Here is a 23,745-nt window from a genome sequence, read left to right as displayed (position 1 = left end):
TAGGTGGTGAAGAAATGTTTACTCATGTTGAAAGTTTCAAATCAGCTTTTCTAGAAAAGTTAGAGACGATGTATGGTAAAAGTTTTAAAGACTCTACAACTCGTGATCAGTACAATACGCTTGGGTACATGGTACGTGAGTATATGAATAGTCAATGGATTGCAACGAACGAAAGTTATCGATCTGGAGAGCAAAAGCAAATGTATTACTTATCCATTGAGTTTTTACTTGGGCGTTTGCTTGGAAGTAACATATTAAATTTAGGAATCAGGGATGTATGTGAGCAAGGACTTTCTGAGCTTGGTATTTCGTTGCAAGAATTAGAAGAAGTGGAAGCAGATGCAGGTCTTGGAAATGGTGGACTTGGACGATTAGCAGCTTGTTTCCTTGATTCACTTGCCTCTTTAAACTTACCAGGTCATGGCTGTGGAATTCGTTATAAACACGGCTTATTTGATCAAAAAATTGTTGATGGTTATCAAGTTGAATTTCCAGAACAGTGGCTTCTTCATGAAAACGTATGGGAAGTAAGAAGGCATGATCAAGCTGTAGAAGTAAGTTATTTCGGTAATGTGGAACCACTATACATTGATGGACGTTTAGAGTTCAGGCATACGAATGCAGAAGTAATTATGGCAGTACCATATGACGTTCCAGTAGTAGGTTATGAGACGAGTACTGTAAATACACTTAGACTTTGGAATGCTGAACCAGTTCCTTTCCCGCAAAATTGCAAAGATATTTTGAAATATAAGCGTGAAACAGAGGCGGTATCGGAGTTTTTATATCCAGATGATACGCATGATGAGGGGAAAATACTTCGTTTGAAACAACAGTATTTCCTCGTATCAGCAAGTTTGCAAAATATCGTTCGTATGCATAGAGAAAGATATGGCGACCTTCGCAAATTACATGAGAAAATTGCGATTCATATTAATGATACACATCCAGTTTTGGCGATTCCAGAACTGATGCGTATTTTATTAGATGAAGAAAAATTAGCATGGGAAGAAGCTTGGCATATAACGACGCAAACGATTTCTTATACGAATCACACAACGTTATCAGAAGCGCTTGAGAAGTGGCCAATTCACATTTTTAAACCGTTATTACCTAGAATTTATATGATTATTGAAGAGATTAATGAACGTTTCTGTCATGAACTTTGGGAACGTTATCCATATGAATGGCATCGTATTGAAGAGATGGCGATTATTGCGCATGATCTTGTGAAAATGGCACATTTAGCAATTGTCGGTAGCCATAGCGTAAACGGTGTAGCAAAAATTCATACGGAAATTTTAAAGCAACGTGAAATGCGATTGTTTTATGAGTTTTATCCAGATAAGTTTAATAATAAAACGAATGGAATCGCTCATAGACGCTGGTTAATGAAGGCGAATCCGCAGCTGACGCACCTTATTTCAGAGGCGATTGGAACAGAGTGGAAGAAAGAACCGATTAAGCTTCAAGCGCTGCAAACAGTTCAATATGATGCGAGTTTCCAAGAGAAATTTGCAGAGGTAAAACAAGAGCGTAAAGAGATTTTAGCGGAGCGTATTCATAATAAAATGGGGATTACAATTGATCCAAATTCTATTTTTGATGTGCAAGTAAAAAGACTGCATGCTTACAAACGACAATTATTAAATGTTCTTCATATTTTATATTTGTATAACCGTTTGAAAGAGGATGCTAGTTTTACATTTTATCCACGTACTTTTATTTTTGGAGCGAAAGCATCACCTGGTTATTATTATGCGAAAAAAATTATTAAATTAATTAATGAACTCGCAAGGAAAGTGAATAATGATCCGTACGTAAGCCAATATATGAAAGTTATCTTTCTAGAAAACTACCGAGTGTCTGTAGCGGAAGATATATTCCCAGCTGCAGATGTAAGTGAACAAATTTCAACTGCGAGTAAAGAGGCATCAGGAACAGGTAATATGAAATTTATGATGAATGGTGCTATTACAATCGGCACGTTAGACGGAGCAAATATTGAAATAAAAGACCGAGTTGGTGAAGATAACTGTTTCATTTTCGGTTTAACGGCCGAAGAGGTTCTTCATTACTATCAAAATGGTGGATATCGTGCAAGTGATTATTATCACCACAATATGCACATTAAAAAAGTAGTAGATCAGTTAACAAATGGTTTCTTTGCGCAGTCGGGAGCTGAATTTGAAGCGATTTACGATTCTCTCGTAATTCAAAATGATGAATATTTCGTTCTGCGAGATTTTGGTCCATATGCGGAAAGGCAAGAAGCTGTTGGTAGAGCTTATGAAAACCGAACGAAGTGGCTAGAAATGTCGATTTTAAATATTGCACAGTCTGGTCATTTTGCGAGCGATCGAACGATTTTGCAGTATAGTAATGAAATTTGGGGTATCGGTAATGCAGTTAAACAGTTTTAAAGAGGTTGCTATATTGGGAGATATATTATCGATTTACCAACAGAAATGGATATTAATAAATAAAACGGGCTTAATAAAATTAAGCTCGTTTTATTTATTTTGCTTAAGAAAGAAATGGAACAGTGGTATATATGATACCTGCCCCATCATACTCTCCTGTCGCAAAGTATGAAAATGTAAAGAAACCTGTAACCGTAAAAATTACAATAAGAAAAAATGCGAAGATAAATTTTAACATGTAAGGTCCCCTCATCCAAAAATAACTTCATAGATTATTATAGTATACGAATATTTTATTTCCAATTGTTTACTGGTTAAAAATGAGAAGTCAGACATGTTTTGTATGTTGTAATGGAATGATTATTTGTAATGGATTTTGTGTTTTTTGTAAATGTCATGTTGTGATGGACGTGTGCATACTCCCAATCATGATCATTAAAATTTATGTTTCGGGGAGGGAGGAGTGGAACGACATCGAATAAGTTGACGAAACGAAAGCTACTAGCTACTTGTAGTTTATAATAATTTCGAAAAGCGATATCTCCTACTTTTGGAGAAGCGAATGTATAAAGTCCATACTGTGCGAAGGCAGTATTTATACGTGCATCTAATATGTGTAATGTGGCAAGCGCGCCACCTAGACTATGCCCAGTAGCTAGCAGTTTTTTATGTGCTGGCAATGATACGAGCATATCCATAATAGAATCACGACAAGACTCATAAATAGAGAGAAAGCCGTGATGGACATTTCCGCCATTTAAAGCATAAGGATAAGGTTTTTGATTGACGAGAGAGTCAATAATCCAATCTGGGTCTGTTTGAGTGCCCCTGAAGGCAACGATAATTGTATCCTCAGATTCTAATATAAATCCGAACCATTCTGTTGTTTGAATCGCCTTTCCTTGAAACCCTTGTACATATTGAAAACCATCTGGTATTTCAAAAATCCCATTTTGTTTATATTGTTCATACGTTAACTCACAACAAGAAGCCAACAGTATGGCAGTGTCTTTATCAAAGGATAAAGGAGTACGCATTAAGGAAGCCCTCCTTAAGAAAAGGTATAGTTTAATATATGCAGTGAGGGACTTGATTCATTCTTTTAGAAAAAAAGCTTGAACCTACAGTTACGTGAGGGAGTATGATTTTTGTAAACCTACTGTTAGGAGGAGTGTAAGATGAGCAAAAGAGAAGGCTATTCAATTGGTGAGTTTTCAAGGGGAACAGGTACAACGATACGAACGCTCCAATATTACGATGAAATTGGATTACTTAAACCTGAAAAGAATGTTAGCTCTGGTCACCGTGTGTACAAAGGAAAAGATATATTAGAGCTACAGAAAATAGTGAGTCTTAAAGTATTAGGATATAGTTTAGAAGAAATAAGCGTCATGCTGAAAATGCCAAGTTTGAATGTAAGTTTAAAAGAAACGTTGGAACAACAAAGAAAAGCCTTTGAAGAAAAGAGACAGCACATTGGAGTTTCGATAAAGGCGCTTGAACGAACAATGGTATGTCTTGAGGAAGATGAAGAGTTGGATAGTGACATATTAATGAGTCTAATTAACAGCATTCAAAAAGAAAACGAACAACGTTTATGGCTTGAAGGATATGTATCAAAAGAAGTGGCTGATGGATTATATAATAAGCCGGAAGAAGAGGGCATAGCACTTGATAAAGAGTTTGTACGTTTAGCAAAAGAAGTGAAAAGGTTATTTGGAAGACAAATTGAGGATTCAGAAGTGCAAAAATTGGTTGATGAACATATGAAGGCGACTCTTAAGTATGTTGGTGAAGAGACAATGTATTCTCTAGGTAAATTAGAGAATGCAGAAGAACAATATAATAATATGATGCCATCTCCTTATACGGAAGAAGAAGAGATATGGCTTAACGAAGCGATGGAATACTATATGATACAGAATGGTTTATATAGTCCACCTAAATAAAAAGAGCCCTATAAGGGCCCTTTTTATTCTTTCCCATCTAATAAACGACCAAGTCCACCTAAAACGCTGCCTTCACCGCTGCTTTGTGCTGCTGGGCTTGTTAGGCGTGCAGCTAAGCGGCTAAGTGTTAAGGATTGGATCCAAACTGTTCCAGGTCCTTCTAACGTTGCGAAGAATAAACCTTCGCCGCCAAATAGAGCTGTTTTTACTTTTCCAACGAACTCGACATCGTAGTTAACATCTTTTGTCATGGCAACGAGACAACCTGTATCAATGCGGAGTCTTTCGCCGGGTTTTAATTCACGCTTATATACAGTTCCGCCTGCATGCATGAAAGCAAGTCCATCACCTTCGAGTTTCTGCATGATAAAGCCTTCCCCACCGAAGAAACCAGTTCCTATTTTTTTCGTAAACTCGATTCCGATAGAAACGCCTTTTGCTGCACAAAGAAACGCATCTTTTTGGCAAACTACTTTTCCTTGATATTCTGTTAAATCTACAGGAACAATTTTACCAGGATAAGGAGCAGCAAAGGATACGTGGCGCTTGCCGTGACCTGTATTTGTAAATACAGTCATAAACATGCTTTCACCTGTAACGAGACGTTTACCAGCGCCCATTAATTTTCCGAATAAACCTCCAGATGGTCCAGAACCATCACCGAAGATTGTTTCCATTTCGATATAATCTTCCATCATCATCATTGCGCCAGCTTCTGCGATCACGCTTTCTTCTGGATCTAATTCAATTTCAACGAACTGCATATCATCGCCGTATAACTTATACTCGATTTCATGTGCTTGCATTTTTTCACCTCATAAATATGTAGTAATTATATTGTACAGAAATTATAAGAATTAGAATACTGTAGTTTTGTTAATTTTCGAATGAAAATAGAATGAAAATTTAAGGTTATACTAGGATTATAAAAAATGATGAAATGAAAGTGTTCTCATTTGACGTTTTTGACATAGCGTGATATAGTGAAGTCACTATTGAGCTACATAATGTGGTACGGAAATAAAGCACGTTGAATTAAAGGCTGTAAGCTTGTTATACATTCATGTCCTTTATATCCACCTTTTCATGTGGATTCATAGTTTCATTTTTATTTAGGAGGTACATGACATGCAAACAGGTAAAGTTAAATGGTTTAACAGCGAAAAAGGTTTCGGTTTCATCGAAGTTGAAGGTGGAGACGATGTATTCGTTCACTTCTCAGCTATCCAAGGTGACGGATTCAAAACTTTAGAAGAAGGTCAAGAAGTTTCTTTCGAAATCGTTGAAGGTAACCGTGGACCACAAGCTGCTAACGTTACAAAAAACTAATTAGCTAGCGATAAAAAGCATTCCGATTTTCGGAATGCTTTTTTTTATTCTTTAGAGCTAGACTCATTTGAAGATAATTCGCCCTTAAAGGTACGTTCTTCAAAGTCATCAAGCATTTGTTCATATTCTTCATGTTCTTCCGTAGCGAAAACTTGCGGATTTTTTCCATACATATCTGTACCGATAAAGTTCTCAAAATCCTCTACATAGCCTACATTCTCTTCGCTATTTACGTACATGGCATTATAATTTTTTGAATCTTGTCTTTCTAAATCAGACGGTGTTTCAGATGTTCCATAATTTGCAACATCTTGCCACGCATCTTCTGCATCGTACTCAACAGAATGATCTTCATCATGCTTGTGGAAAGAAGGGGATAACACTTCCTCTTCAACTGGACGCGCATCCATGTTTAATTTATTTGTTGCGTACTGAACGCATGTTGTAGCAGTCGGCATTGCTTCCAATCTTTCAAATGGAATTTCTTCACCCGAAACTTCACAAATGCCGTACGTACCTGCTTCTATTTTTTGCAGGGCGTGTTTCGTATCCTCTAGCTGTTTATGCCAAAGTTCAATAAGTCCGAAGTCTTTTTCACGTTCATATAGCTCTGTTGCCATATCAGCTGGATGGTTATCATAGCTAGATAATTCTCCAACGGAATCGCGTTCAGATGCACGATCTTCATTTTCATGTGTTTGTATCGTTTGTTCTAGTTCTTGTTTTTGTTTTTCTAAAACGGATTTAAATTGATTTATTTGTTGTGGAGTTAGCATAGTCGTCCACCTTCCTACAATTCAGTTTCTTTACATAGTATGAACGTCGAGAGTAGGAATTATGAGTTGAAATTGGTATATGAAAAAGGAGCTGCGTCAGCAACTCCTTTTAGAGGAAATATCCAAGTAGTAATCCGATTCCCATGAGGAGACCGAAGATTGTATTTGTTTTTGCTGTTGCAATCATTGCAGGTACCATTTCCATTGGAATGCTTTTGCCGATAAAGCCTTTCGTCGCTTTAAATGCTTTCGGTGCACTTAAAAATACGATAAGCATCCATGGTGATACGATGCCCACGATAATTAAAGCAATTGTCCAAATGTAGGAAACGATGAACATAGAAGCAAGTACACCAACGGCTCTTTCACGTCCAACGAGAATTGCTAACGTTTTACGACCGTTTTCTTTATCGCCATCCAAGTCACGAATGTTATTAGCTAGTAAAATGGCACCAATTAAAATGGAGCTTGGAATAGATAGTAAAATGACTTCTGATGTTACAGTTCCAGTTTGAATAAAGAATGAAATCCCAATAATAATGACACCCATAAATAATCCGGCTGTTAACTCTCCAAATGGTGTATATGCAATTGGAAGTGGGCCGCCTGTGTAAAGGTAAGCAACGGCCATACAAACAAGGCCGATTGCAGCAAGCCACCAGCTAGAATTCATACAAATATAAACACCTAATAGTATTGCGATGCCAAAAAATCCAAATGCTAAGTTAAGCACTGTTTTTGGCTGAATACCATCGCGAACGATAGCGCCGCCGATACCAACTGAACCTTCGTGATCGAGCCCTCTTTTATAATCAAAGTATTCATTAAACATGTTTGTTGCTGCTTGAATGAGAAGACAAGCAAGAAGCATTATAAGGAAAAGAGGAAGATGTATTTGATTTATACCTCCGACCTGCATCGCATAGGCTGTTCCGATGAAAACAGGAACGAAAGCTGCTGTTAATGTATGGGGACGTAGTAAACTCCACCAAATGCGCCAGCCTGTTTGCTTACTTGGCTTTGGCGCTGTAGGAAAGGAATTCGTTTCGACGTTCATTTCCATGTTGAATCCTCCTTTAGTCACATATTGTACACAACTAAGTGTAGAAAAAGCATCATTTAGTGTCAACGTTTATTTTCTAGGAAGAGAAGGTGAATTTCTCAGAAATGCTAAACGTTGACAGGCCTTTCGTTTGAGGTGTATCTTAAAATCAAGCGTAATTATGACTATTTTTCGCCCATAGGGGGGAGACAATTGTGATTCAAACGAAACAAGTAGGCTTGCAAGAAGTTATTAGTGCGGCCATTAAGCGTGCAACTGATGAAAAAATATTGGTTAGCTTTGTAAAACAAATAGACTGGATGGATCCGCTTCTGTTTTATGCAGCAGGAAAAAGGATGGCATTCGAAAATAGATGTTACTTTGCAGACCCAGCTCAGCATGTAATATTTGCTGGAATTGGCTCTGTTTTCACTATAGCAACTTCTTCTCACAAACGCTTTCAAACTGCTCGTGACGAGTGGGATAAAGTAAAAGAGAAGGCGTTTGTACAAAGAGAAAGATACGAGTTTGGAACAGGTCCTCTTTTATTTGGTGGATTTTCATTTGACCAAGAAAAAGAGAAAACGGACTTATGGAAAGAATTTGATGATACGACATTTTCACTACCAGCATTTTTATTAACTGTAAAAAATGAAAAAGCATGGTTAACAATGAATACATTCGTTTCAGCAACAGATTGTGCAGAAACCCTTTATAACGAAATTGTTTCTTTAGAAGAGAAAATTTTACAAGAGGGTAAATGTGCACTAGAAGGATCGAAATTAACAGTTACTTCTAAAGTAGAAGTGGATCCGAAAGGCTGGATGAAGGCCATTGAGAAAGTACAAGATGAGATGAAGCAGGGGAACGTGCAGAAGGTTGTATTAGCGAGGGAGCTAAAAGTAGAGATGGATCATCATATTGATGCTGCTCTTGTTTTAGAAGCACTTCGCATTGGGCAACCAGATTGTTACGTATTTTCTTTTGATTATAAAGGAGCATGCTTCTTAGGAGCGACGCCAGAGAGATTAATTCGCAAAGAAGATGAGAAGTTTACTTCAATGTGTCTTGCTGGTTCAACTGGTCATGGTCAATCTATAGAAGAAAGTAAACGAAATAGTAATGCGCTTCTTCATGATGAAAAGAATTTAGCTGAACACGGTTATGTTGTGAACATGATAAGGTCGGTATTAAATGAGCACTGCGAATCCGTTAATATTCCGGAAAGTCCGGGCTTATTAACAACGAAAAACTTAATTCATTTATATACGCCTGTAGAGGCAAAAGGCGATGCGAGTCTTTTAACAATGGTAGAAGAATTACATCCAACACCAGCTCTTGGCGGGACACCTCGTTTGGAAGCGATGAAACTGATTCGTGATGTTGAATTGTTAGACAGAGGATTATATGGTGCACCGATTGGCTGGATAGATGATGAAGGAAATGGTGAATTTGCGGTTGCACTTCGCTGCGGATTATTAAATGGCGAGAAAGCATCCTTATTTGCCGGTTGCGGAATTGTAATTGATTCAGTACCGCAACTTGAATATGAAGAAACAAGTTTGAAGTTTAGACCGATGCTTGGTGCTTTGGAGGAATTAATGAAATGAACAATCATATAGAAGCATTATCATATTATTTAGGCGCGTTCGTGGATGAACTGACGCGTCTAAATGTATGTGATGTTGTCATTAGTCCAGGCTCACGGTCAACGCCGATTGCTTTACTAATGGAACAACATGAAGGAATGAACACATATTTACATGTAGATGAAAGATCTGCAGGATTTTTTGCGCTCGGTATCGCAAAAGCGAAAAAACGTCCGGTTGCATTATTATGTACGTCAGGAACGGCAGCAGCAAACTATTATCCAGCTGTATGTGAAGCTTTTCATTCACGAGTGCCGCTTATCGTCTTAACGGCAGATAGACCGCATGAATTAAGAGATGTCGGTGCACCACAAGCGATGAATCAATTTAATTTATACGGTACGTTTGTGAAGCAATTTACAGAGATGGCACTTCCAGAAGCGAGTGAAGCGATGTACCATTACGCTCGCATGACAACGCAGCGTATGATAGCAAGTGCTTGTTTAGCGCCGCAAGGACCTGTTCATCTTAATTTTCCAGTTCGCGAACCGCTTATCCCGGATTTCTCATTAGAAAGTTTATGGGATAAAGGACGCGGGGAATATACAGGAGTAGTTCAGCAAGGGAATGTGATGATGCCGAATGAATATGTAGATTCTCTTGTAGGGCGCCTTTCACATATGGAAAAGGGGCTTATTATTTGTGGAGATGATAGTCATTCGGAAATTGCAGCGTTTGCGGCACAACTAGCTGAAAAAACGGGATATCCAATATTAGCGGATCCACTTTCTAACATTCGTAGCGGACACCACGATAAAACGATGGTAATTGACTGTTACGATACATTTTTACGAAATGAACTGTTAAAGGAAACGTGGAAGCCAGAAGTTATGATTCGCTTCGGTGGTATGCCTGTTTCGAAAGCATTAACGCAGTTCATTAAAAAACAAACGAAAGCTGTTCATATCGTTGTTGACGAATCAGGACAATGGAGAGATCCAGCTCTCGTTGCGACAGAAGTTGTACAAGCTAGTGACATTGCATTTTGCAGGGCACTAATAGAAAAGCTGCCAATTATGAAAAAGAATGATTGGTCCCAAATGTGGCAACATATAAACGAAAAAACGAAGGAAACGCTTCGTGAAATGGAAACATATGATACTGCATTTGAAGGGAAAGTTATTACGGATATTGTCCGCGTATTACCCGAAGGGGCAACATTATTTGCAAGTAATAGTATGCCAATTCGTGATACAGATTCATTCTTCTTCACATCTGATAAAAACATTCATGTGATGGCAAACCGTGGTGTAAATGGGATTGATGGGATCATTTCGACAGCTTTAGGAGCGAGCATTATTTGCGATCCGCTCGTATTAGTAATCGGTGATTTATCATTTTATCACGATTTAAACGGATTATTAGCCGCAAAATTACATGAATTAAATATAACGATTGTCGTTGTAAATAATGACGGTGGTGGTATTTTCTCATTCTTACCACAATATGAGAAAAAGGAACATTTCGAATCATTATTTGGAACTCCAATTGGGCTTGATTATGAGCATGTTGTCAAAATGTACGGTGGTTCATTTAGCCGTGTAAATGGTTGGGAGCAATTTCGAGAAGAGGTACAAAAAGGAACAAGGGCGGAAGGTTTACACGTTGTGGAAATTTGTACGAACCGTGATGAAAACTTAACATTACACCGTAAATTATGGGCAAAAACGCAGGATGTAATCACTACAGCGTTGCAAGGTGAATCAAAATGAATGTAACGCTGCAAGGTGTATCGTATGAATATGAAGTAGTCGGAAGCGGGGAACCACTTCTACTTCTTCATGGTTTTACGGGAAGCATGGAAACGTGGCGTTCCTTCGTTCCATCTTGGAGCGAGCAATTTCAAGTCATTTTAGTAGACATTGTTGGGCACGGAAAAACGGAAAGTCCTGAAGATGTGACGCATTATGATATTCGAAATGCAGCAGTGCAAATGAAAGAATTACTAGAGTACCTTCATATTGAAAAAGCGCACATACTTGGTTATTCAATGGGCGGTAGACTGGCGATTACGATGGCATGTCTATATCCAGAATATGTACGTTCTCTTTTATTAGAAAATTGTACAGCTGGACTTGAAAGAGAAGAGGACAGAAAAGAACGTCGTGAAAAAGATGAGCGAATTGCTCATAAAATTGAGCGAGAAGGCATCCGAAGTTTTGTATTGATGTGGGAAAATATTCCGCTGTTTGAAACGCAAAAAAGTTTAGCACAAAACGTACAAGAAGCAGTGCGAAAAGAACGACTTGCTAACAATCCAAAAGGACTTGCAAATAGCTTGCGTGGCATGGGGACGGGGGCTCAGCCTTCATGGTGGGATGAGCTACACAACTTGAAAATGCCTGTTCTTTTAATGAATGGAGAATATGATAAAAAGTTCTTTCGCATATTAAAAAACATCGAAAAATGCATCTCTCACGCGAAATTTGTCAAAATTGATGGTGCTGGCCATGCAATTCATGTGGAACAACCTGAAAAGTTTGATACAATAGTAAAGGGATTTCTAAAAACTATGCAGTGATACTTTTTTCAGCAAGAAGGAAGGCACACTTATAGAGGAGATCAGAATTATAAAAGGAGGTAGTTGTAATGGCTATTGAATGGGTAAAAGAAGGCAATTACGAAGATATTATTTATTCAACATACAATGGTATCGCAAAGATTTCGATTAACCGCCCTGAAGTACATAACGCATTCCGTCCTAAAACGGTAATGGAGTTAATCGACGCTTTTGCACACGCTCGTGATGATGCAAATGTTGGCGTTATCATTTTAACAGGTGAAGGTGGACGTGCATTCTGTTCTGGCGGCGACCAAAAAGTTCGCGGTCATGGTGGATATGTAGGTGACGACCAAATCCCTCGTCTAAACGTATTAGACTTACAACGTCTAATTCGCGCAATTCCTAAACCAGTTATCGCAATGGTAGCAGGTTATGCAATCGGTGGTGGACACGTACTTCATATCGTATGTGACTTAACAATCGCTGCAGACAACGCTGTATTCGGACAAACAGGTCCTAAAGTAGGAAGCTTTGACGGTGGATACGGAGCTGGTTACTTAGCTCGTATGGTAGGCCACAAGAAGGCTCGCGAAATTTGGTACCTATGCCGTCAATACAGCGCTGGGGAAGCGCTTGATATGGGCTTAGTAAACACAGTAGTACCATTAGAAGAACTTGAAGCAGAAACAGTACAATGGGCACAAGAAATCTTAGCAAACAGCCCAATGGCACTTCGTTTCCTAAAAGCTGCATTTAACGCAGACACAGACGGTCTAGCTGGTATTCAACAACTAGCTGGAGATGCAACGTTATTGTACTACACAACTGACGAAGCAAAAGAAGGTCGTGACGCGTTCAAAGAAAAACGCAGTCCGGACTTCGGTCAATTCCCTCGTTTCCCTTGATCAAAAGCGGAAGCAGCTCGTTCAGAATGTGAGGGGGATGGAGCTTCTTCCTACGAGGCGCTTTTTGCCTCGTAGGAAGAAGTGAAGCCACGGAACATTCTAGCTGCTGTAGCTGGATGTTTTAAAAGCGAAGCCGACTGTTGAGCCACGCTGGCTAAGGTTCTTTCGCACAGAAAGTGTTTTTTACTTTCTTGTGCGGAAGGTTCTTAGACGGAAGAGGCTAGGAGGCGTAGCTGGATAAGATTAAAAGCGGAAGCGGCTCACCTACAAAGTGAGACGCAGCCAAATGATCAAACCGGAAACAAAACAACTAAGAGACTTGATGTCATATCAAGTCTCTTTCTTTCATGAAAGGAGAATGAATGATGGAGACGATGCCAAATTGGTTAATGCAACGTGCATTTTTAACACCAGATCGCACTGCAATTGAAATAGAGGAAGAGAAAATTACTTTTATGCAGCTACATGAAAAAGTAGTATCTGTTTGTGAACACCTCACGCATGTTGGAGTGAAGCGGGGGCAAAAGGTGGCTGTTCTGATGAAAAATGGTATGGAGATGATTACAGTTATTCACGCCCTATCTTACGTAGGTGCAGTAGCTGTGCTTTTAAATACGCGTCTTTCAAGAGAAGAGCTACTTTGGCAAATGGATGATGCTGAAGTTAGTTGTTTAGTGACGGATCAACATTTTGATGCTAAAGATGTTCCTGTATATTCATTCGCTGAAGTGATGAATGGACAGAAGGCGGTGGTCTCTATACAAGAAGAGTTTTCTTTAGAAGAAGCGATGACAATCATTTATACGTCTGGGACGACAGGAAAACCGAAAGGCGTTATTTTAACGTACGGAAATCATTGGGCAAGCGCAGTTGGTTCTTCGCTTAACTTAGGCCTTCGTGATGATGATTGCTGGTTAGCTTGTATGCCGATGTTCCATGTTGGCGGGCTATCTCTTTTAATGAAAAATATTATGTATGGTATGCGCATTTTACTCGTTCCGAAATATGATGCTAATTTTATTCATAAAGCACTTCAAACGAGAGGCGTAACAATTATTTCTGTCGTTTCTAAAATGTTAACTGATTTATTAGAGAGACTTGGAGTAGAGACATATCCATCTTCTTTACGATGCATGTTACTTGGCGGCGGACCAGCGCCGAAACCACTATTAGAAACGTGTGTAGAAAAAGGAATTCCTGTATATCAAACGTACGGTATGACAGAAACGTCTTCGCAAATTTGTACGTTATCCGCAGATTACATGTTAACGAAAGTAGGGTCGGCCGGGAAACCACTATTTCAGTGCCAACTTCGTATTGAAAAAGATGGCGTCGTAGTGCCGCCGTTTGCGGAAGGCGAGATTGTAGTAAAAGGACCGAACGTAACAGGCGGTTACTTTAACCGTGAGGATGCGACGCGTGAAACAATTCAAAACGGATGGCTTCATACTGGTGACCTCGGTTATTTAGATGAAGAAGGATTTTTATATGTATTAGACCGCCGCAGTGATTTAATTATTTCTGGCGGAGAGAATATATATCCAGCTCAAATTGAAGAAGTGTTGCTTTCTCATCCGGCAGTAGCGGAAGCTGGTGTTGTCGGCATGGCTGACGATAAATGGGGACAAGTACCAGCTGCTTTTGTTGTGAAAAGCGGGGCGGTAACAGAAGAAGAAATTCTTCATTTTTGCGAGGAAAAATTAGCGAAATATAAAGTGCCGAAGAAAGCATGTTTCTTAGAGGAATTACCACGTAACGCTTCGAAAAAATTGTTAAGACGAGAGTTAAGACAATTAGTGGAGGAGATGTAGGTGGAAATAAAAAAAGCGACACTGTATATAACGGAAATGTCACTCGTAATCCCGTTTGCTGCAAGCTACGGGACTTACGAAAAGCGTGAGAGTATCGTTATTGAATTAGAGGATACGGACGGGTACACCGGATTTGGGGAAGTCGTTGCATTCTCTGAACCGTGGTATACGGAAGAAACGGTGAAGACAGCGCTGCATGTACTGCAAGACTTTTTAATACCTGATTTATTAAAGGCTGAAATTTCTCATCCGAATGAGGTACCGGGTCTATTTCAACATATAAAAAGAAACCGAATGGCAAAAGCCGGAATAGAGGGGGCTGTTTGGGATTTATATGCGAAGCGTCAAAAGAAATCGCTAGCGACAGTACTTGGCGGAACTAGTCATGAAATTGAAGTCGGCGTTGTAATTGGGATTAATACGATTCCGGTTATGTTAAAACAAATCGAGAAGTACGCGGAAGAAGGATACGAGCGTTTTAAAGTGAAAATAAAGCCAGAGCATGATTACGAATTATTGAAAGAGATTCGAAAAGAGTTTCCGCATATCCCGCTAATGGCAGATGCGAATTCAGCGTATACATTAGCGGATACGGAGAAACTGAAACGATTAGATGAATTTCAATTGATGATGATTGAACAACCGTTAGCGGATTACGATTTTCTTGATCATGCGGAGTTGCAAAAGAAAATTGAAACGCCAATTTGTTTAGATGAAAGCATCCATAGTTTAGAAGATGCGCGCGTTGCGATTACGCTTGGTAGCTGCCAAATCGTTAACATTAAACCAGGGCGAGTGGGCGGATTAACAGAATCTATTCAAATCCATAATTATTGTATGGAACATAACATACCGGTTTGGTGCGGCGGTATGGTAGAGATGGGGATTTCACGAGCGCAAAATGTTGCTCTTGCTTCATTGCCTAACTTTACGATTCCTGGAGATATATCTGCTTCTAGCCGACATTGGGAGAGGGATATTATTTCGCCAGAAGTGATGCTTGAGGACGGGAAAGTGATGGTGCCGCAAAGCGTTGATACTGAGTATGAAGTTGACCGCGGAAGATTGGAAGAAATAACGAAGCAGCGGATTGTGTTTGAGAGGTGAAATAACAAAGGTTACTCTTATGAGTAGCCTTTTCGTATTGTACAAATTGGATAGACTAGTTTACAATCGAGCGTATAAAAGGGGGGAGTAAAATGAAGCGCATTTCAATTTTAATAGCGGATGATGAGGCAGAAATTGCTGATTTAATTGAGATACATTTAGAAAAAGAAGGTTACCACGTCGTGAAAGCAGCTGATGGAGAAGAAGCAATTCATGTTATTGAAGCGCAGCCAATCGATTTAGTGGTTTTAGATATTATGATGCCAAAAATGGATGGTTATGAAGTGACACGCCAAATTCGGGCGAAGCATCATATGCCAATCATTTTCTTAAGTGCGAAAACATCTGATTTCGATAAGGTGACAGGTCTTGTATTAGGTGCAGATGATTATATGACGAAACCTTTTACACCGATTGAATTAGTTGCACGTGTAAATGCACAATTACGCCGATTTCTTACGTTAAATCAGCCGAAAGTAACGGAGAATAAGTCTGCTTTAGAGGTAGGCGGAGTCGTTATTGATCCGGAGCGAAGAACAGTAAATGTGTACGGAGAACAAGTTGAATTAACACCGAAAGAGTTTGATATTTTATATTTATTAGCGAGCCATCCGAAGAAAGTGTACAATGTGGAAAATATTTTTCAGCAAGTATGGGGGGAAGGGTATTACGAAAGTGGAAATACAGTTATGGTACATATTCGTACATTGCGGAAAAAACTTGGAGAAGATAAAAGGAAAAATAAGTTAATAAAAACAGTGTGGGGAGTAGGGTATACTTTCAATGGCTAAAAAGATGAGAAGTTTTCGCTCGAAGATGGTTATGCTATTTGCATTAAGTATGATCTGTGCTGGTGGTGTAACGTATATCATTTATGAAGGATTACGGATCTATTACAAATTAGTCGTTCGTTATGAGGATCCGTTAGCTCAATTGCGTTTCATGATAAGACAAATTGGGGATGTTAATTTCTTTTTAATTATTTTTATCCCTCTGTCCATTATGTTTTTCTTCTTCCTGACTAGGCCATATTTAAAATATTTTGATGAGATTTCAAGCGGGATTCATCATTTAGCGAACGGAGATTTTACAAATCAAGTGCGCGTTTCATCAAATGATGAGTTTGGATATATCGCACGTGAAATAAATGTAGCGAGTGAAAAATTAAAGGAAGCAGTGGAACGAGGAGACTTTGCGGAAAGTAGTAAAGATCAGCTTATTGTTAACTTAGCTCATGATTTAAGAACGCCGTTAACATCTGTTTTAGGTTATTTAGATTTAATTCTTAAAGATGAGAATTTGACGAAGGAACAAATTAAACACTTTTCCACAATTGCTTTTACGAAATCTGAAAGGCTGGAAAGTTTAGTTGATGAATTATTTGAAATCACAAGAATGAATTATGGGATGTTGCAGCTAGAAAAAAGACCAATTGATATAGGTGAATTGCTTATTCAGTTGGATGAAGAATTATATCCGTTATTAGAAAAGAAGGATTTAGAAGCGAGATTGAATATTGCACCGCATTTACCTATTAACGGTGACGGGAAATTATTAGCGAGGGTATTTGAAAATCTTTTAACGAATGCGATTCGCTACGGGTATGATGGCAAGTTTGTTGATGTGAACGGATATATTGAGGATGAAGAGGTAGTTGTACAAATTATTAATTACGGAGATAGCATTCCAAAAGAAGATTTACCGTATCTTTTTGATATGTTTTATACAGGTGATAAGGCGAGATCAGAGCAGCAAGGTGGTACAGGCCTTGGGCTATTTATTGCGAAAAATATTGTCGAGCAGCATGATGGGAAGATTTCTGCTGAAAGTAATGTGATTAGAACGATATTTGAAGTACGATTGCCAAAAGACGAGAATGTAACAATTTAATAAAAATTTAAACTTCACCCCACTTTTTATTTTAATAGTTTTTTCTATTCTATACGTAAGTTACGTTAAGGAGGAACTAAAAATGAAAAAGTGGGTATTTATTTTTCTTTTTATAGCATGCACAGTATGTGTAGGTGTTTATATATCACCGTTATTTCAAAAGGAAATCGACGTTAAAATTGTCGGAAAAGATGAGCTAGTAAAGGCGGCAAACACCGAGAGGAAAGAGATTACGAAGGAACAAATTTATAAGGGCGATTTATTATTAGTTAACAAAGATTATCCAGTAAAAAAAGATAGTATTAGGTCTGATATTATAAATGTAAATCATAATAGTGAATTAGTGAGAGGCTATGTAATATTTGATAGAAATCTTCGTTTATCAAAGGATGTTGTGAAAAAGTTTTTGAACGTTGTCGATGCGGCTGGAAAAGAAAGTGTTAACCATTTTTTGATTAGTAGTGGCTATCGAGATTTTCAAGAGCAAAAACAGCTATATGAAAAAATGGGATCTGATTATGCGCTTCCAGCAGGATACAGTGAGCATAATTTAGGCTTATCACTGGACGTTGGGTCTACTCAAAAGAAAATGGAGAAAGCTCCTGAAGGAAAATGGATTGAAGAGAACGTATGGAAGCATGGCTTTGTATTACGTTATCCGAAAAATAAAAGTAGCATTACTGGAATTCAATATGAGCCATGGCACATCCGTTATGTCGGCCTACCTCATAGCGCAATTATGCAAAAAAAGAATTTCACACTAGAGGAATATTTAGATTTCTTAAAAGAGGAAAAAGAGATTTCGACTGAAGTAGAAGGTAAGAAATATACGGTTTCTTATTATAAAGTTTCTGGCAACATGAAAGTGAGTGTTCCAGTGAATAAGCAGTATGAAATTTCGGGGAACAATATGGACGGGGTTATTGTGACGGTTCAGGAATAGAAAAAGAGGTTGTGGTGTTTGGAACCGTAAGAACTTTAATAGTCTTGAAGAAGAAAATGCCTATTTGAAGGCGCAGGATTATTAATGTTTTCTCACGTAAATGATGCAGGTTTCTGGCTTGTAAAAGAGTATTTAGGTTTGACAGTGAAGGAAACGTTTAAAACGTGGACGGTGCTGGAGACATTATTATCATTTATTGCATTTGGTTTTGTGCTTTTATTGAATATGTTTATTTAGAAGATACCTTAAAAGGTATCTTCTTTTGATGAAGCCCCTTTCCCAAAACAAGCCCGTTTTTAGGTAAGCCAAGCTTCCTATTCGCCCTGAAAACATACTATAAATGGAATCCCCTCATTTAGAGCAAGGTGAACTTGTTATGAATGATACTAAAGGAGGAATAGAGTAATGGGCGAAAAGTGTGAACACAGACATGATGATTGTCATCGTGGACGCGGCGGCTGCGGAGGCGGTTTTGCGCTTCTAATCGTATTATTTATTTTATTAATCATCATCGGTGCTAGCTGCTTCGGCGGAGGCGGTTCTTGTGGTTATGGTGGTTACGGCGGTTATGCTGGCGGCTACGGTGGATATTGCTGCTAATGATTAAAAACTATTGAAAATGGCCTTGTGCGTATTGCACAAGGCCATTTTATTCATATCTTCATATGCTGTGATAATTTATTAATGTACAGAGAACGGATTAAGAAGAAGAAAATAATCTCGATAATCCCGAAAAAGGTAAGTACAATTAATAACTCTTTTAGTAAAGGAAAAGCGAACATGCTTTGTAAAAACTTAACCGCAAATAATGTGTGAACACCAGCAACGATGTATGGGACGAAAAATAAAATTCCTAATTGAATCGTTGCAGAACGAAACATTTCTGATTCTGTTAAGCCGAGTTTTGTAATCGTAATGTACTTTTGTTTTTCATTCGTTAAGTCGTTATACATACGGAAGTATAAAACACTAGCCGCACCGATAAAGAAGATAAAGCCGAGAAATGCCCAAATAAAGAATCGAGCAACTGCATTTTCTTTATTATGGATTAATTCATCAGTAGCTGTATAAATATTAAAAGGGACGGGCGAAGCATGCTTATCGTTTTTATGTGCCTCATAATATTTTTCGGTGTCATTACTAATATTTTTTAATATATTTTTCGTTGGAACAATTGCATTTTCCCAATTTTCCACGAAGTAGTTATAAACCGTAATTGTTTCAATATGAGGAACCATAGTATCAATTGCATTATCTTGCATAATAACTAAATTTGCTAATGCAAAGGGTGGTGCTATTCCTTTGTTAATAAATCCCTTTATATAAAACTCCTTTTTATTGGATTCAAGCGTAATTGTATTTTGTTTTATAAATGGATTTGATACAAGGTTTAATAGCTCTGGTGAATAGCCAGAAATAATGTAAACTTCTTTTGCATCAAGTGTAATTATAGGCCTCGTTAACTGCCTAGCAATTTCGTTATAATCACTCATTTTCATAATTGCAATCTCTTCTTTTGAAGCATTATCTTTTAAAAGCGTAAATTTATATTTTTTATATTGAAAATGAGCATTGGAAAGTTCATTTTCAATAGTATTAATGTGCTTTCGTTCAAGGGAATGGTCTCCTTCTAATTTGTATGTGAAGGGAATAGGATATCGCTCTAGTATCGATGCTTTCGTATTATTATTCGCAGCAAATAGTCCGATAATAATTGTAAATGCAAGCGCAGATAGCATAGAAACGATAAAGAGTACATTAATATTACTACGGGTACGAGAAACTAAGTCTGAAATCCATAACATATTTATTTGTTTCAAATAAAACTTTCTACGCTTCTTTAACATATAGATAAAAAGAAGAAATGTTTGTGAAAAGAATAAATATGTTCCGACTACTACGAGTGGCAAAATAGATAATATAATAAAGAAGACAGATCCATTTTGCACATTTTTTTCGGTTACGTAGCTTTGCGGGTAACCGGCAATATAATAGCATAGCCCTAAACAAATTAAAGCGAATAAAGAGATGAGTATAGATGGTCGTTTTTCAGCTGTCGCTTTCTTGTTCCCTTTAATAAGGTGGACTGTTTTACGAGTCCGAATAAACATTGGTGTAAACGTAGAAACGATTAAAAATAAAATGATAAACGTTACAGTTGTAACGATGATCGCTTCTGTTGGCCAATATAAATAGAGACCTTTCGCACTTGTTAATTTCGAAGTGACTAATAAGAAAAAGTTAGAGAACACAAGGCCACCTTGAATGCCGATAAAGATAGATAATATCCCGATTATCATGTTTTCAGTAAATAACAGTCTTTTTAATTGTCTCTGTGAGATACCGAGAATCGTGAGTATCCCGAATTGTTGCTTCCGAACATTTAAAAAGGTCCCGATGGAATATAAGAGAAAGAAGAACGAGAACATAACGATAACGAATTGAGCTGTACTAGCTAAATTCGTTAGAGGATCCCGATCTTGAAAGTTTTGTACACTTTGCAAGCGCGGATGATACGCGTATACAGTAAATGAAAAGAAAACCATTATCGAAAAAGCGCTACTTACAAAATAAGCGAAATATGCTTTCGAATTACGCGAGACATTTTTAAATGCGAATTGCCAAAATGTCATCCACGTCTTCCTCCTAATAAGGCTAAAACATCTAATATTTCTTGATAAAACTTCTCGCGATATAGCCCGCGATGTAATTCGTTGTAAAGTTCGCCGTCTTTAATGAAAATGACACGGTTACAATAACTTGCTGCAAACGGATCATGAGTAACCATTAAAATCGTTGCATCTTCTTCGTTATTTAATTTCGTAAATAACTCCATTACATCAATTGCTGCTTTCGAATCTAAATTTCCTGTCGGTTCATCGGCGAGTAGAAGTGAAGGATGATGAATAACAGCACGTGCTACTGCGGTACGTTGTGCTTGTCCGCCAGAAACTTCAAAAATACGTTTATCCAAAATATGATCAATTCCAAGCTTTTTTGAAATGTTATCAAGCTTTTCGTCCATCTCTTTTAATGGAACATTGTCCAATGTTAAAGGTAGTACGATATTTTCACCGATTGTCAGTGTATCTAGTAGGTTAAAGTTTTGGAAAACAAATCCTAACTCTTGTCGGCGGAAAATAGCTAACTTCTCCCTACGAAATGTGTGCGGTTTTTTTCCGTTAATAACGACGTCACCAGAAGTAGGGGAATCAATTGTAGAGATAACGTTTAAAAATGTAGATTTACCGCTACCAGACGGCCCCATAATGGCAACGAATTCTCCTTTATCTACATGTAAATTTATATTTTTTAAAGCGGTATGAGGGACTTTTCCCTCATACACTTTTGAGACGTTTTTTATGTGTAATACTTCTTCCATAGTAACCACCTTTCTATCCTCTAAAACTTAATGTGTTGTGATAACTTTTGCATATAGAAGGAACGAATTAAAATGAAAAATAAAATTTCAACTGTTCCAAAAATCACAAGTACGACTGTAATTTCAGTAAAGAACGAGAGATTTAATATTTCTTGTAGCATCTTTGTCGCAAACATCGTATGGATTGATGCCATAATGTAAGGCACGAAGAAAAGAATCGCAAGCTGAATTGTCGCTGAACGTTTCATTTCAGTTTCAGTTAAGCCAATTTTCGTAATCGTTATATATTTTTCTTGTTCATTTGTTAAATCTGTATACATTCGGAAGTAAAGAACACTACCAGCACCGATAAAGAAAATAACTCCTAGGAAAGTACCAATTAAGAAGAACGAAGCGACATTTAGTTTAGTTTTGTATAGAGAATCGCTCGCTTCACTTGCGTGGAACGGCGGATGTTCTGCTTGAATTGCGGCATTATCGTTATCGATTTTTGTTATAAACGATGAGCCGATGTTATGTGCTTTTTCCCAATCTGTAACTTTAAAGCTATATACACTCATTTGTTTTGAAACGTTGGATAATGCTTCTACATTTTCATCAGATAGTATGAGCAATTGGTATATTAAGCGATTTGGGAATGGGTTATAACTTTTATATTCTTTCACTTGTAGTTGTAAATTGTTTTGAGTAAGTGTAAGAGTATTTTTCTTGTCTTTATTAAGCGTTCCAACAACCTGATCATCTAAGTCTTTCATAAGAATATAAGATTCATTCTTATTTACCGTGAGCGCTTCCCAATTTAAAGACTTAGCAAGTACATTATAGTCACTTTGTTTAATGGCATAATAGAGCTGCGTGTTATCTTCAGCCGAAGATACTTCATATATATCCGTTTTAAATTTTGTATAAGTAAAGTGCTCTTCATTAAATTTTTGTTCTAACCAGTTTAAATGTTCCTTAGCTAATGTATTTTCAGTATGTGATAAATAAGTAAACGGGAAAGGGTTTTGTCTAATTTCATCAAACTTTGTAAATTTCCCGAATCCATATAAGAATGTAATCATTGTAAAAGCGAGCGTCGATAGCATCGCCACAATAAAGAGCATATTAATATTCGTACGAATACGTGATGCTAGATCAGAAATCCAAAGCATATTAATTCGTTTCATATAAAACTTTCTTCGCGTTTTTAAAATACGAATAAGTAAAAAACTAATTTGTGAAAAGAAAAAGTATGTTCCAGCTGCAATAAGCGATGGGATGACAAATATACTAGATACGGCATATAAAAGCCCAATGATGTCACCTAGCGACATAAAATACAGCGGATTTGCGGCTAACGCATATCCACATATTAAACACGTCGCACCAAATAGAGAGATGAGAACGGATGCTTTTCTTTCTTTTTGTTTTGTTCCTTCTTTTAAAAGGCGTACGGCTTTTCTCGTACGAATGAGCATCGGTGTAAAAGATGATACGAGAATGAAGAGCCCAAGAAAGATGATGATCGTTAAAACGATAGCACTTGTAGGCCCATATAAATATAAACCAGGTACGTGTGTAATTTTGGCGGTAACTAACAAAAAGAACTGTGAAAAGACAAGTCCAAGTTGAATGCCAAAAAATATAGAAAGAACACCAATTAACATATTTTCTATAAATATGAGTCGTTTTAATTGTTTTTGAGATATGCCAAGTACTGTTAAAATCCCGAACTGTTTTTTTCGTACTTTTAAAAACGTCCCGATTGAATACAGTAAAAAGAAAAATGAAAAGAACACAATGACAACTTCTGAAATTGTCATTAATATGTTCAGAGAATAATTCACGTCTGTCATATGCAATTTAGGATGAAATAAATAAACTGCAAATGAGAAAAAGATTGCAATGGAAAACGCACTGCTTACAAAATAGGCGAAATAAGCTCTGGCGTTCCGCGTCACGTTTTTAAATGCAAATTGCCAAAATGTCATTCACCTAGACCTCCTGTAGAGTGAAGAGGAAAAGGATATAAGAGATACCTTTTCCCCTACTAA

The 23,745-nt window shown here is 37.6% G+C and carries 21 protein-coding genes and 1 pseudogene; 14 read left to right on the top strand and 8 right to left on the bottom strand.

The genetic code is table 11. The annotated features are described in order from the left end of the window. Window positions 1–14 precede the first annotated feature (14 nt). Entirely contained in the window at window positions 15–2,423 is a 2,409-nt protein-coding gene (gene glgP, locus CO726_RS16365) for a glycogen phosphorylase (protein ID WP_099684968.1), read from the top strand. A gap of 103 nt (window positions 2,424–2,526) precedes the next feature. Here glgP and CO726_RS32815 read toward each other — a convergent pair whose 3' ends face one another. Next, window positions 2,527–2,661 (bottom strand): hypothetical protein, encoded by a 135-nt coding sequence (locus CO726_RS32815; protein ID WP_000911065.1) that lies wholly within the window; start codon window positions 2,659–2,661, stop codon window positions 2,527–2,529. A gap of 76 nt (window positions 2,662–2,737) precedes the next feature. After that, window positions 2,738–3,460 carry a lipase family protein gene (locus CO726_RS16355; RefSeq protein ID WP_043935178.1) on the bottom strand — a complete coding sequence of 241 codons (723 nt, stop codon included), beginning with the start codon at window positions 3,458–3,460 and terminating at the stop codon, window positions 2,738–2,740. Between the two features lie 141 nt (window positions 3,461–3,601). On the opposite strand from CO726_RS16355, the gene CO726_RS16350 reads away from it, so the two are divergent. After that, window positions 3,602–4,372: a MerR family transcriptional regulator gene (locus CO726_RS16350; RefSeq protein ID WP_099684967.1), complete on the top strand. Its 771-nt coding sequence runs from the start codon at window positions 3,602–3,604 to the stop codon at window positions 4,370–4,372. 23 nt (window positions 4,373–4,395) lie between these two features. Here the strand turns inward: CO726_RS16350 and CO726_RS16345 are convergent, their stop codons facing one another. Then, on the bottom strand, window positions 4,396–5,178 hold the full coding sequence (locus tag CO726_RS16345; protein WP_099684966.1) for a TIGR00266 family protein: 783 nt from the start codon (window positions 5,176–5,178) through the stop codon (window positions 4,396–4,398). A gap of 322 nt (window positions 5,179–5,500) precedes the next feature. Between CO726_RS16345 and cspD the strand changes: the two genes are divergently transcribed. Further along, window positions 5,501–5,701, top strand: a complete 201-nt coding sequence (gene cspD / locus CO726_RS16340) for a cold-shock protein CspD (protein WP_001193054.1) — start codon at window positions 5,501–5,503, stop codon at window positions 5,699–5,701. 44 nt (window positions 5,702–5,745) lie between these two features. Here the strand turns inward: cspD and CO726_RS16335 are convergent, their stop codons facing one another. Together CO726_RS16335 and CO726_RS16330 are read right to left on the bottom strand one after the other, a co-directional pair. After that, the gene (locus CO726_RS16335) at window positions 5,746–6,477 is read right to left on the bottom strand and encodes a yteA family sporulation protein (RefSeq protein ID WP_099684965.1); all 732 of its coding nucleotides are present in this window, start codon (window positions 6,475–6,477) and stop codon (window positions 5,746–5,748) included. A gap of 109 nt (window positions 6,478–6,586) precedes the next feature. After that, window positions 6,587–7,540: a 1,4-dihydroxy-2-naphthoate polyprenyltransferase gene (locus CO726_RS16330; RefSeq protein ID WP_099684964.1), complete on the bottom strand. Its 954-nt coding sequence runs from the start codon at window positions 7,538–7,540 to the stop codon at window positions 6,587–6,589. Window positions 7,541–7,734: 194 nt separating this feature from the next. Here CO726_RS16330 and CO726_RS16325 point away from each other — a divergent pair, with 194 nt between their 5' ends. From CO726_RS16325 to CO726_RS16270, 11 genes and pseudogenes are all read left to right on the top strand, one after another. After that, window positions 7,735–9,129, top strand: coding sequence for an isochorismate synthase (locus tag CO726_RS16325; RefSeq protein ID WP_099684963.1), 1,395 nt, complete (start codon window positions 7,735–7,737; stop codon window positions 9,127–9,129). Next, window positions 9,126–10,880 carry a 2-succinyl-5-enolpyruvyl-6-hydroxy-3-cyclohexene-1-carboxylic-acid synthase gene (gene menD / locus CO726_RS16320; protein ID WP_099684962.1) on the top strand — a complete coding sequence of 585 codons (1,755 nt, stop codon included), beginning with the start codon at window positions 9,126–9,128 and terminating at the stop codon, window positions 10,878–10,880. The genes CO726_RS16325 and menD overlap by 4 nt, the downstream gene beginning before the upstream one ends. After that, window positions 10,877–11,689 carry a 2-succinyl-6-hydroxy-2,4-cyclohexadiene-1-carboxylate synthase gene (menH, locus tag CO726_RS16315; RefSeq protein ID WP_099684961.1) on the top strand — a complete coding sequence of 271 codons (813 nt, stop codon included), beginning with the start codon at window positions 10,877–10,879 and terminating at the stop codon, window positions 11,687–11,689. The genes menD and menH overlap by 4 nt, the downstream gene beginning before the upstream one ends. A 68-nt stretch (window positions 11,690–11,757) precedes the next feature. Next, window positions 11,758–12,576, top strand: coding sequence for a 1,4-dihydroxy-2-naphthoyl-CoA synthase (gene menB, locus CO726_RS16310; protein ID WP_099684960.1), 819 nt, complete (start codon window positions 11,758–11,760; stop codon window positions 12,574–12,576). Window positions 12,577–12,941: 365 nt separating this feature from the next. Then, on the top strand, window positions 12,942–14,387 hold the full coding sequence (locus CO726_RS16300) for an o-succinylbenzoate--CoA ligase (RefSeq protein ID WP_136699681.1): 1,446 nt from the start codon (window positions 12,942–12,944) through the stop codon (window positions 14,385–14,387). Beyond that, complete coding sequence (gene menC / locus CO726_RS16295; protein WP_099684958.1) at window positions 14,388–15,494, top strand: o-succinylbenzoate synthase; 1,107 nt, start codon at window positions 14,388–14,390, stop codon at window positions 15,492–15,494. A gap of 92 nt (window positions 15,495–15,586) precedes the next feature. After that, window positions 15,587–16,285, top strand: coding sequence for a response regulator transcription factor (locus tag CO726_RS16290; protein ID WP_099684957.1), 699 nt, complete (start codon window positions 15,587–15,589; stop codon window positions 16,283–16,285). Beyond that, window positions 16,278–17,384, top strand: a complete 1,107-nt coding sequence (locus CO726_RS16285; RefSeq protein ID WP_099684956.1) for a sensor histidine kinase — start codon at window positions 16,278–16,280, stop codon at window positions 17,382–17,384. The genes CO726_RS16290 and CO726_RS16285 overlap by 8 nt, the downstream gene beginning before the upstream one ends. 82 nt (window positions 17,385–17,466) lie before the next feature. After that, entirely contained in the window at window positions 17,467–18,327 is an 861-nt protein-coding gene (locus CO726_RS16280; RefSeq protein ID WP_099684955.1) for a M15 family metallopeptidase, read from the top strand. Between the two features lie 69 nt (window positions 18,328–18,396). Further along, window positions 18,397–18,564, top strand: a pseudogene (locus CO726_RS16275) (GntT/GntP/DsdX family permease); the annotation flags it as partial. Window positions 18,565–18,732: 168 nt separating this feature from the next. Then, window positions 18,733–18,927 (top strand): YjcZ family sporulation protein, encoded by a 195-nt coding sequence (locus tag CO726_RS16270; protein ID WP_099684954.1) that lies wholly within the window; start codon window positions 18,733–18,735, stop codon window positions 18,925–18,927. Window positions 18,928–18,980: 53 nt separating this feature from the next. Here CO726_RS16270 and CO726_RS16265 read toward each other — a convergent pair whose 3' ends face one another. The 3 genes from CO726_RS16265 to CO726_RS16255 are packed head-to-tail and all read right to left on the bottom strand — an operon-like array spanning window position 18,981 to window position 23,682. Continuing rightward, window positions 18,981–20,960, bottom strand: coding sequence for an ABC transporter permease (locus tag CO726_RS16265; RefSeq protein WP_099684953.1), 1,980 nt, complete (start codon window positions 20,958–20,960; stop codon window positions 18,981–18,983). Further along, a complete protein-coding gene (locus CO726_RS16260) occupies window positions 20,957–21,709 on the bottom strand; it encodes an ABC transporter ATP-binding protein (protein ID WP_064056394.1) in 753 nt (250 codons plus the stop codon). Before CO726_RS16260 ends, CO726_RS16265 begins: the two co-directional genes overlap by 4 nt. A gap of 20 nt (window positions 21,710–21,729) precedes the next feature. Further along, window positions 21,730–23,682: an ABC transporter permease gene (locus CO726_RS16255; protein WP_099684952.1), complete on the bottom strand. Its 1,953-nt coding sequence runs from the start codon at window positions 23,680–23,682 to the stop codon at window positions 21,730–21,732. Window positions 23,683–23,745: the final 63 nt, after the last annotated feature.

The organism is Bacillus fungorum (assembly GCF_002746455.1).
In the GTDB taxonomy this organism is placed as follows: domain Bacteria; phylum Bacillota; class Bacilli; order Bacillales; family Bacillaceae_G; genus Bacillus_A; species Bacillus_A fungorum.
Note: the sequence above shows the minus strand (reverse complement) of the source record. Positions and strands in the feature narration are given on the sequence as shown.

What these genes read in the sequence shown, in the direction of transcription:
- glgP (WP_099684968.1), top strand. Translation starts at nt 15, where the DNA reads ATGTTTACTCATGTTGAAAGTTTCAAATCAGCTTTTCTAGAAAAGTTA.
- CO726_RS32815 (WP_000911065.1), bottom strand. Translation starts at nt 2,661, where the DNA reads ATGTTAAAATTTATCTTCGCATTTTTTCTTATTGTAATTTTTACGGTT.
- CO726_RS16355 (WP_043935178.1), bottom strand. Translation starts at nt 3,460, where the DNA reads ATGCGTACTCCTTTATCCTTTGATAAAGACACTGCCATACTGTTGGCT.
- CO726_RS16350 (WP_099684967.1), top strand. Translation starts at nt 3,602, where the DNA reads ATGAGCAAAAGAGAAGGCTATTCAATTGGTGAGTTTTCAAGGGGAACA.
- CO726_RS16345 (WP_099684966.1), bottom strand. Translation starts at nt 5,178, where the DNA reads ATGCAAGCACATGAAATCGAGTATAAGTTATACGGCGATGATATGCAG.
- cspD (WP_001193054.1), top strand. Translation starts at nt 5,501, where the DNA reads ATGCAAACAGGTAAAGTTAAATGGTTTAACAGCGAAAAAGGTTTCGGT.
- CO726_RS16335 (WP_099684965.1), bottom strand. Translation starts at nt 6,477, where the DNA reads ATGCTAACTCCACAACAAATAAATCAATTTAAATCCGTTTTAGAAAAA.
- CO726_RS16330 (WP_099684964.1), bottom strand. Translation starts at nt 7,540, where the DNA reads ATGGAAATGAACGTCGAAACGAATTCCTTTCCTACAGCGCCAAAGCCA.
- menD (WP_099684962.1), top strand. Translation starts at nt 9,126, where the DNA reads ATGAACAATCATATAGAAGCATTATCATATTATTTAGGCGCGTTCGTG.
- menH (WP_099684961.1), top strand. Translation starts at nt 10,877, where the DNA reads ATGAATGTAACGCTGCAAGGTGTATCGTATGAATATGAAGTAGTCGGA.
- menB (WP_099684960.1), top strand. Translation starts at nt 11,758, where the DNA reads ATGGCTATTGAATGGGTAAAAGAAGGCAATTACGAAGATATTATTTAT.
- CO726_RS16300 (WP_136699681.1), top strand. Translation starts at nt 12,942, where the DNA reads ATGGAGACGATGCCAAATTGGTTAATGCAACGTGCATTTTTAACACCA.
- CO726_RS16290 (WP_099684957.1), top strand. Translation starts at nt 15,587, where the DNA reads ATGAAGCGCATTTCAATTTTAATAGCGGATGATGAGGCAGAAATTGCT.
- CO726_RS16285 (WP_099684956.1), top strand. Translation starts at nt 16,278, where the DNA reads ATGGCTAAAAAGATGAGAAGTTTTCGCTCGAAGATGGTTATGCTATTT.
- CO726_RS16280 (WP_099684955.1), top strand. Translation starts at nt 17,467, where the DNA reads ATGAAAAAGTGGGTATTTATTTTTCTTTTTATAGCATGCACAGTATGT.
- CO726_RS16270 (WP_099684954.1), top strand. Translation starts at nt 18,733, where the DNA reads ATGGGCGAAAAGTGTGAACACAGACATGATGATTGTCATCGTGGACGC.
- CO726_RS16265 (WP_099684953.1), bottom strand. Translation starts at nt 20,960, where the DNA reads ATGACATTTTGGCAATTCGCATTTAAAAATGTCTCGCGTAATTCGAAA.
- CO726_RS16260 (WP_064056394.1), bottom strand. Translation starts at nt 21,709, where the DNA reads ATGGAAGAAGTATTACACATAAAAAACGTCTCAAAAGTGTATGAGGGA.
- CO726_RS16255 (WP_099684952.1), bottom strand. Translation starts at nt 23,682, where the DNA reads ATGACATTTTGGCAATTTGCATTTAAAAACGTGACGCGGAACGCCAGA.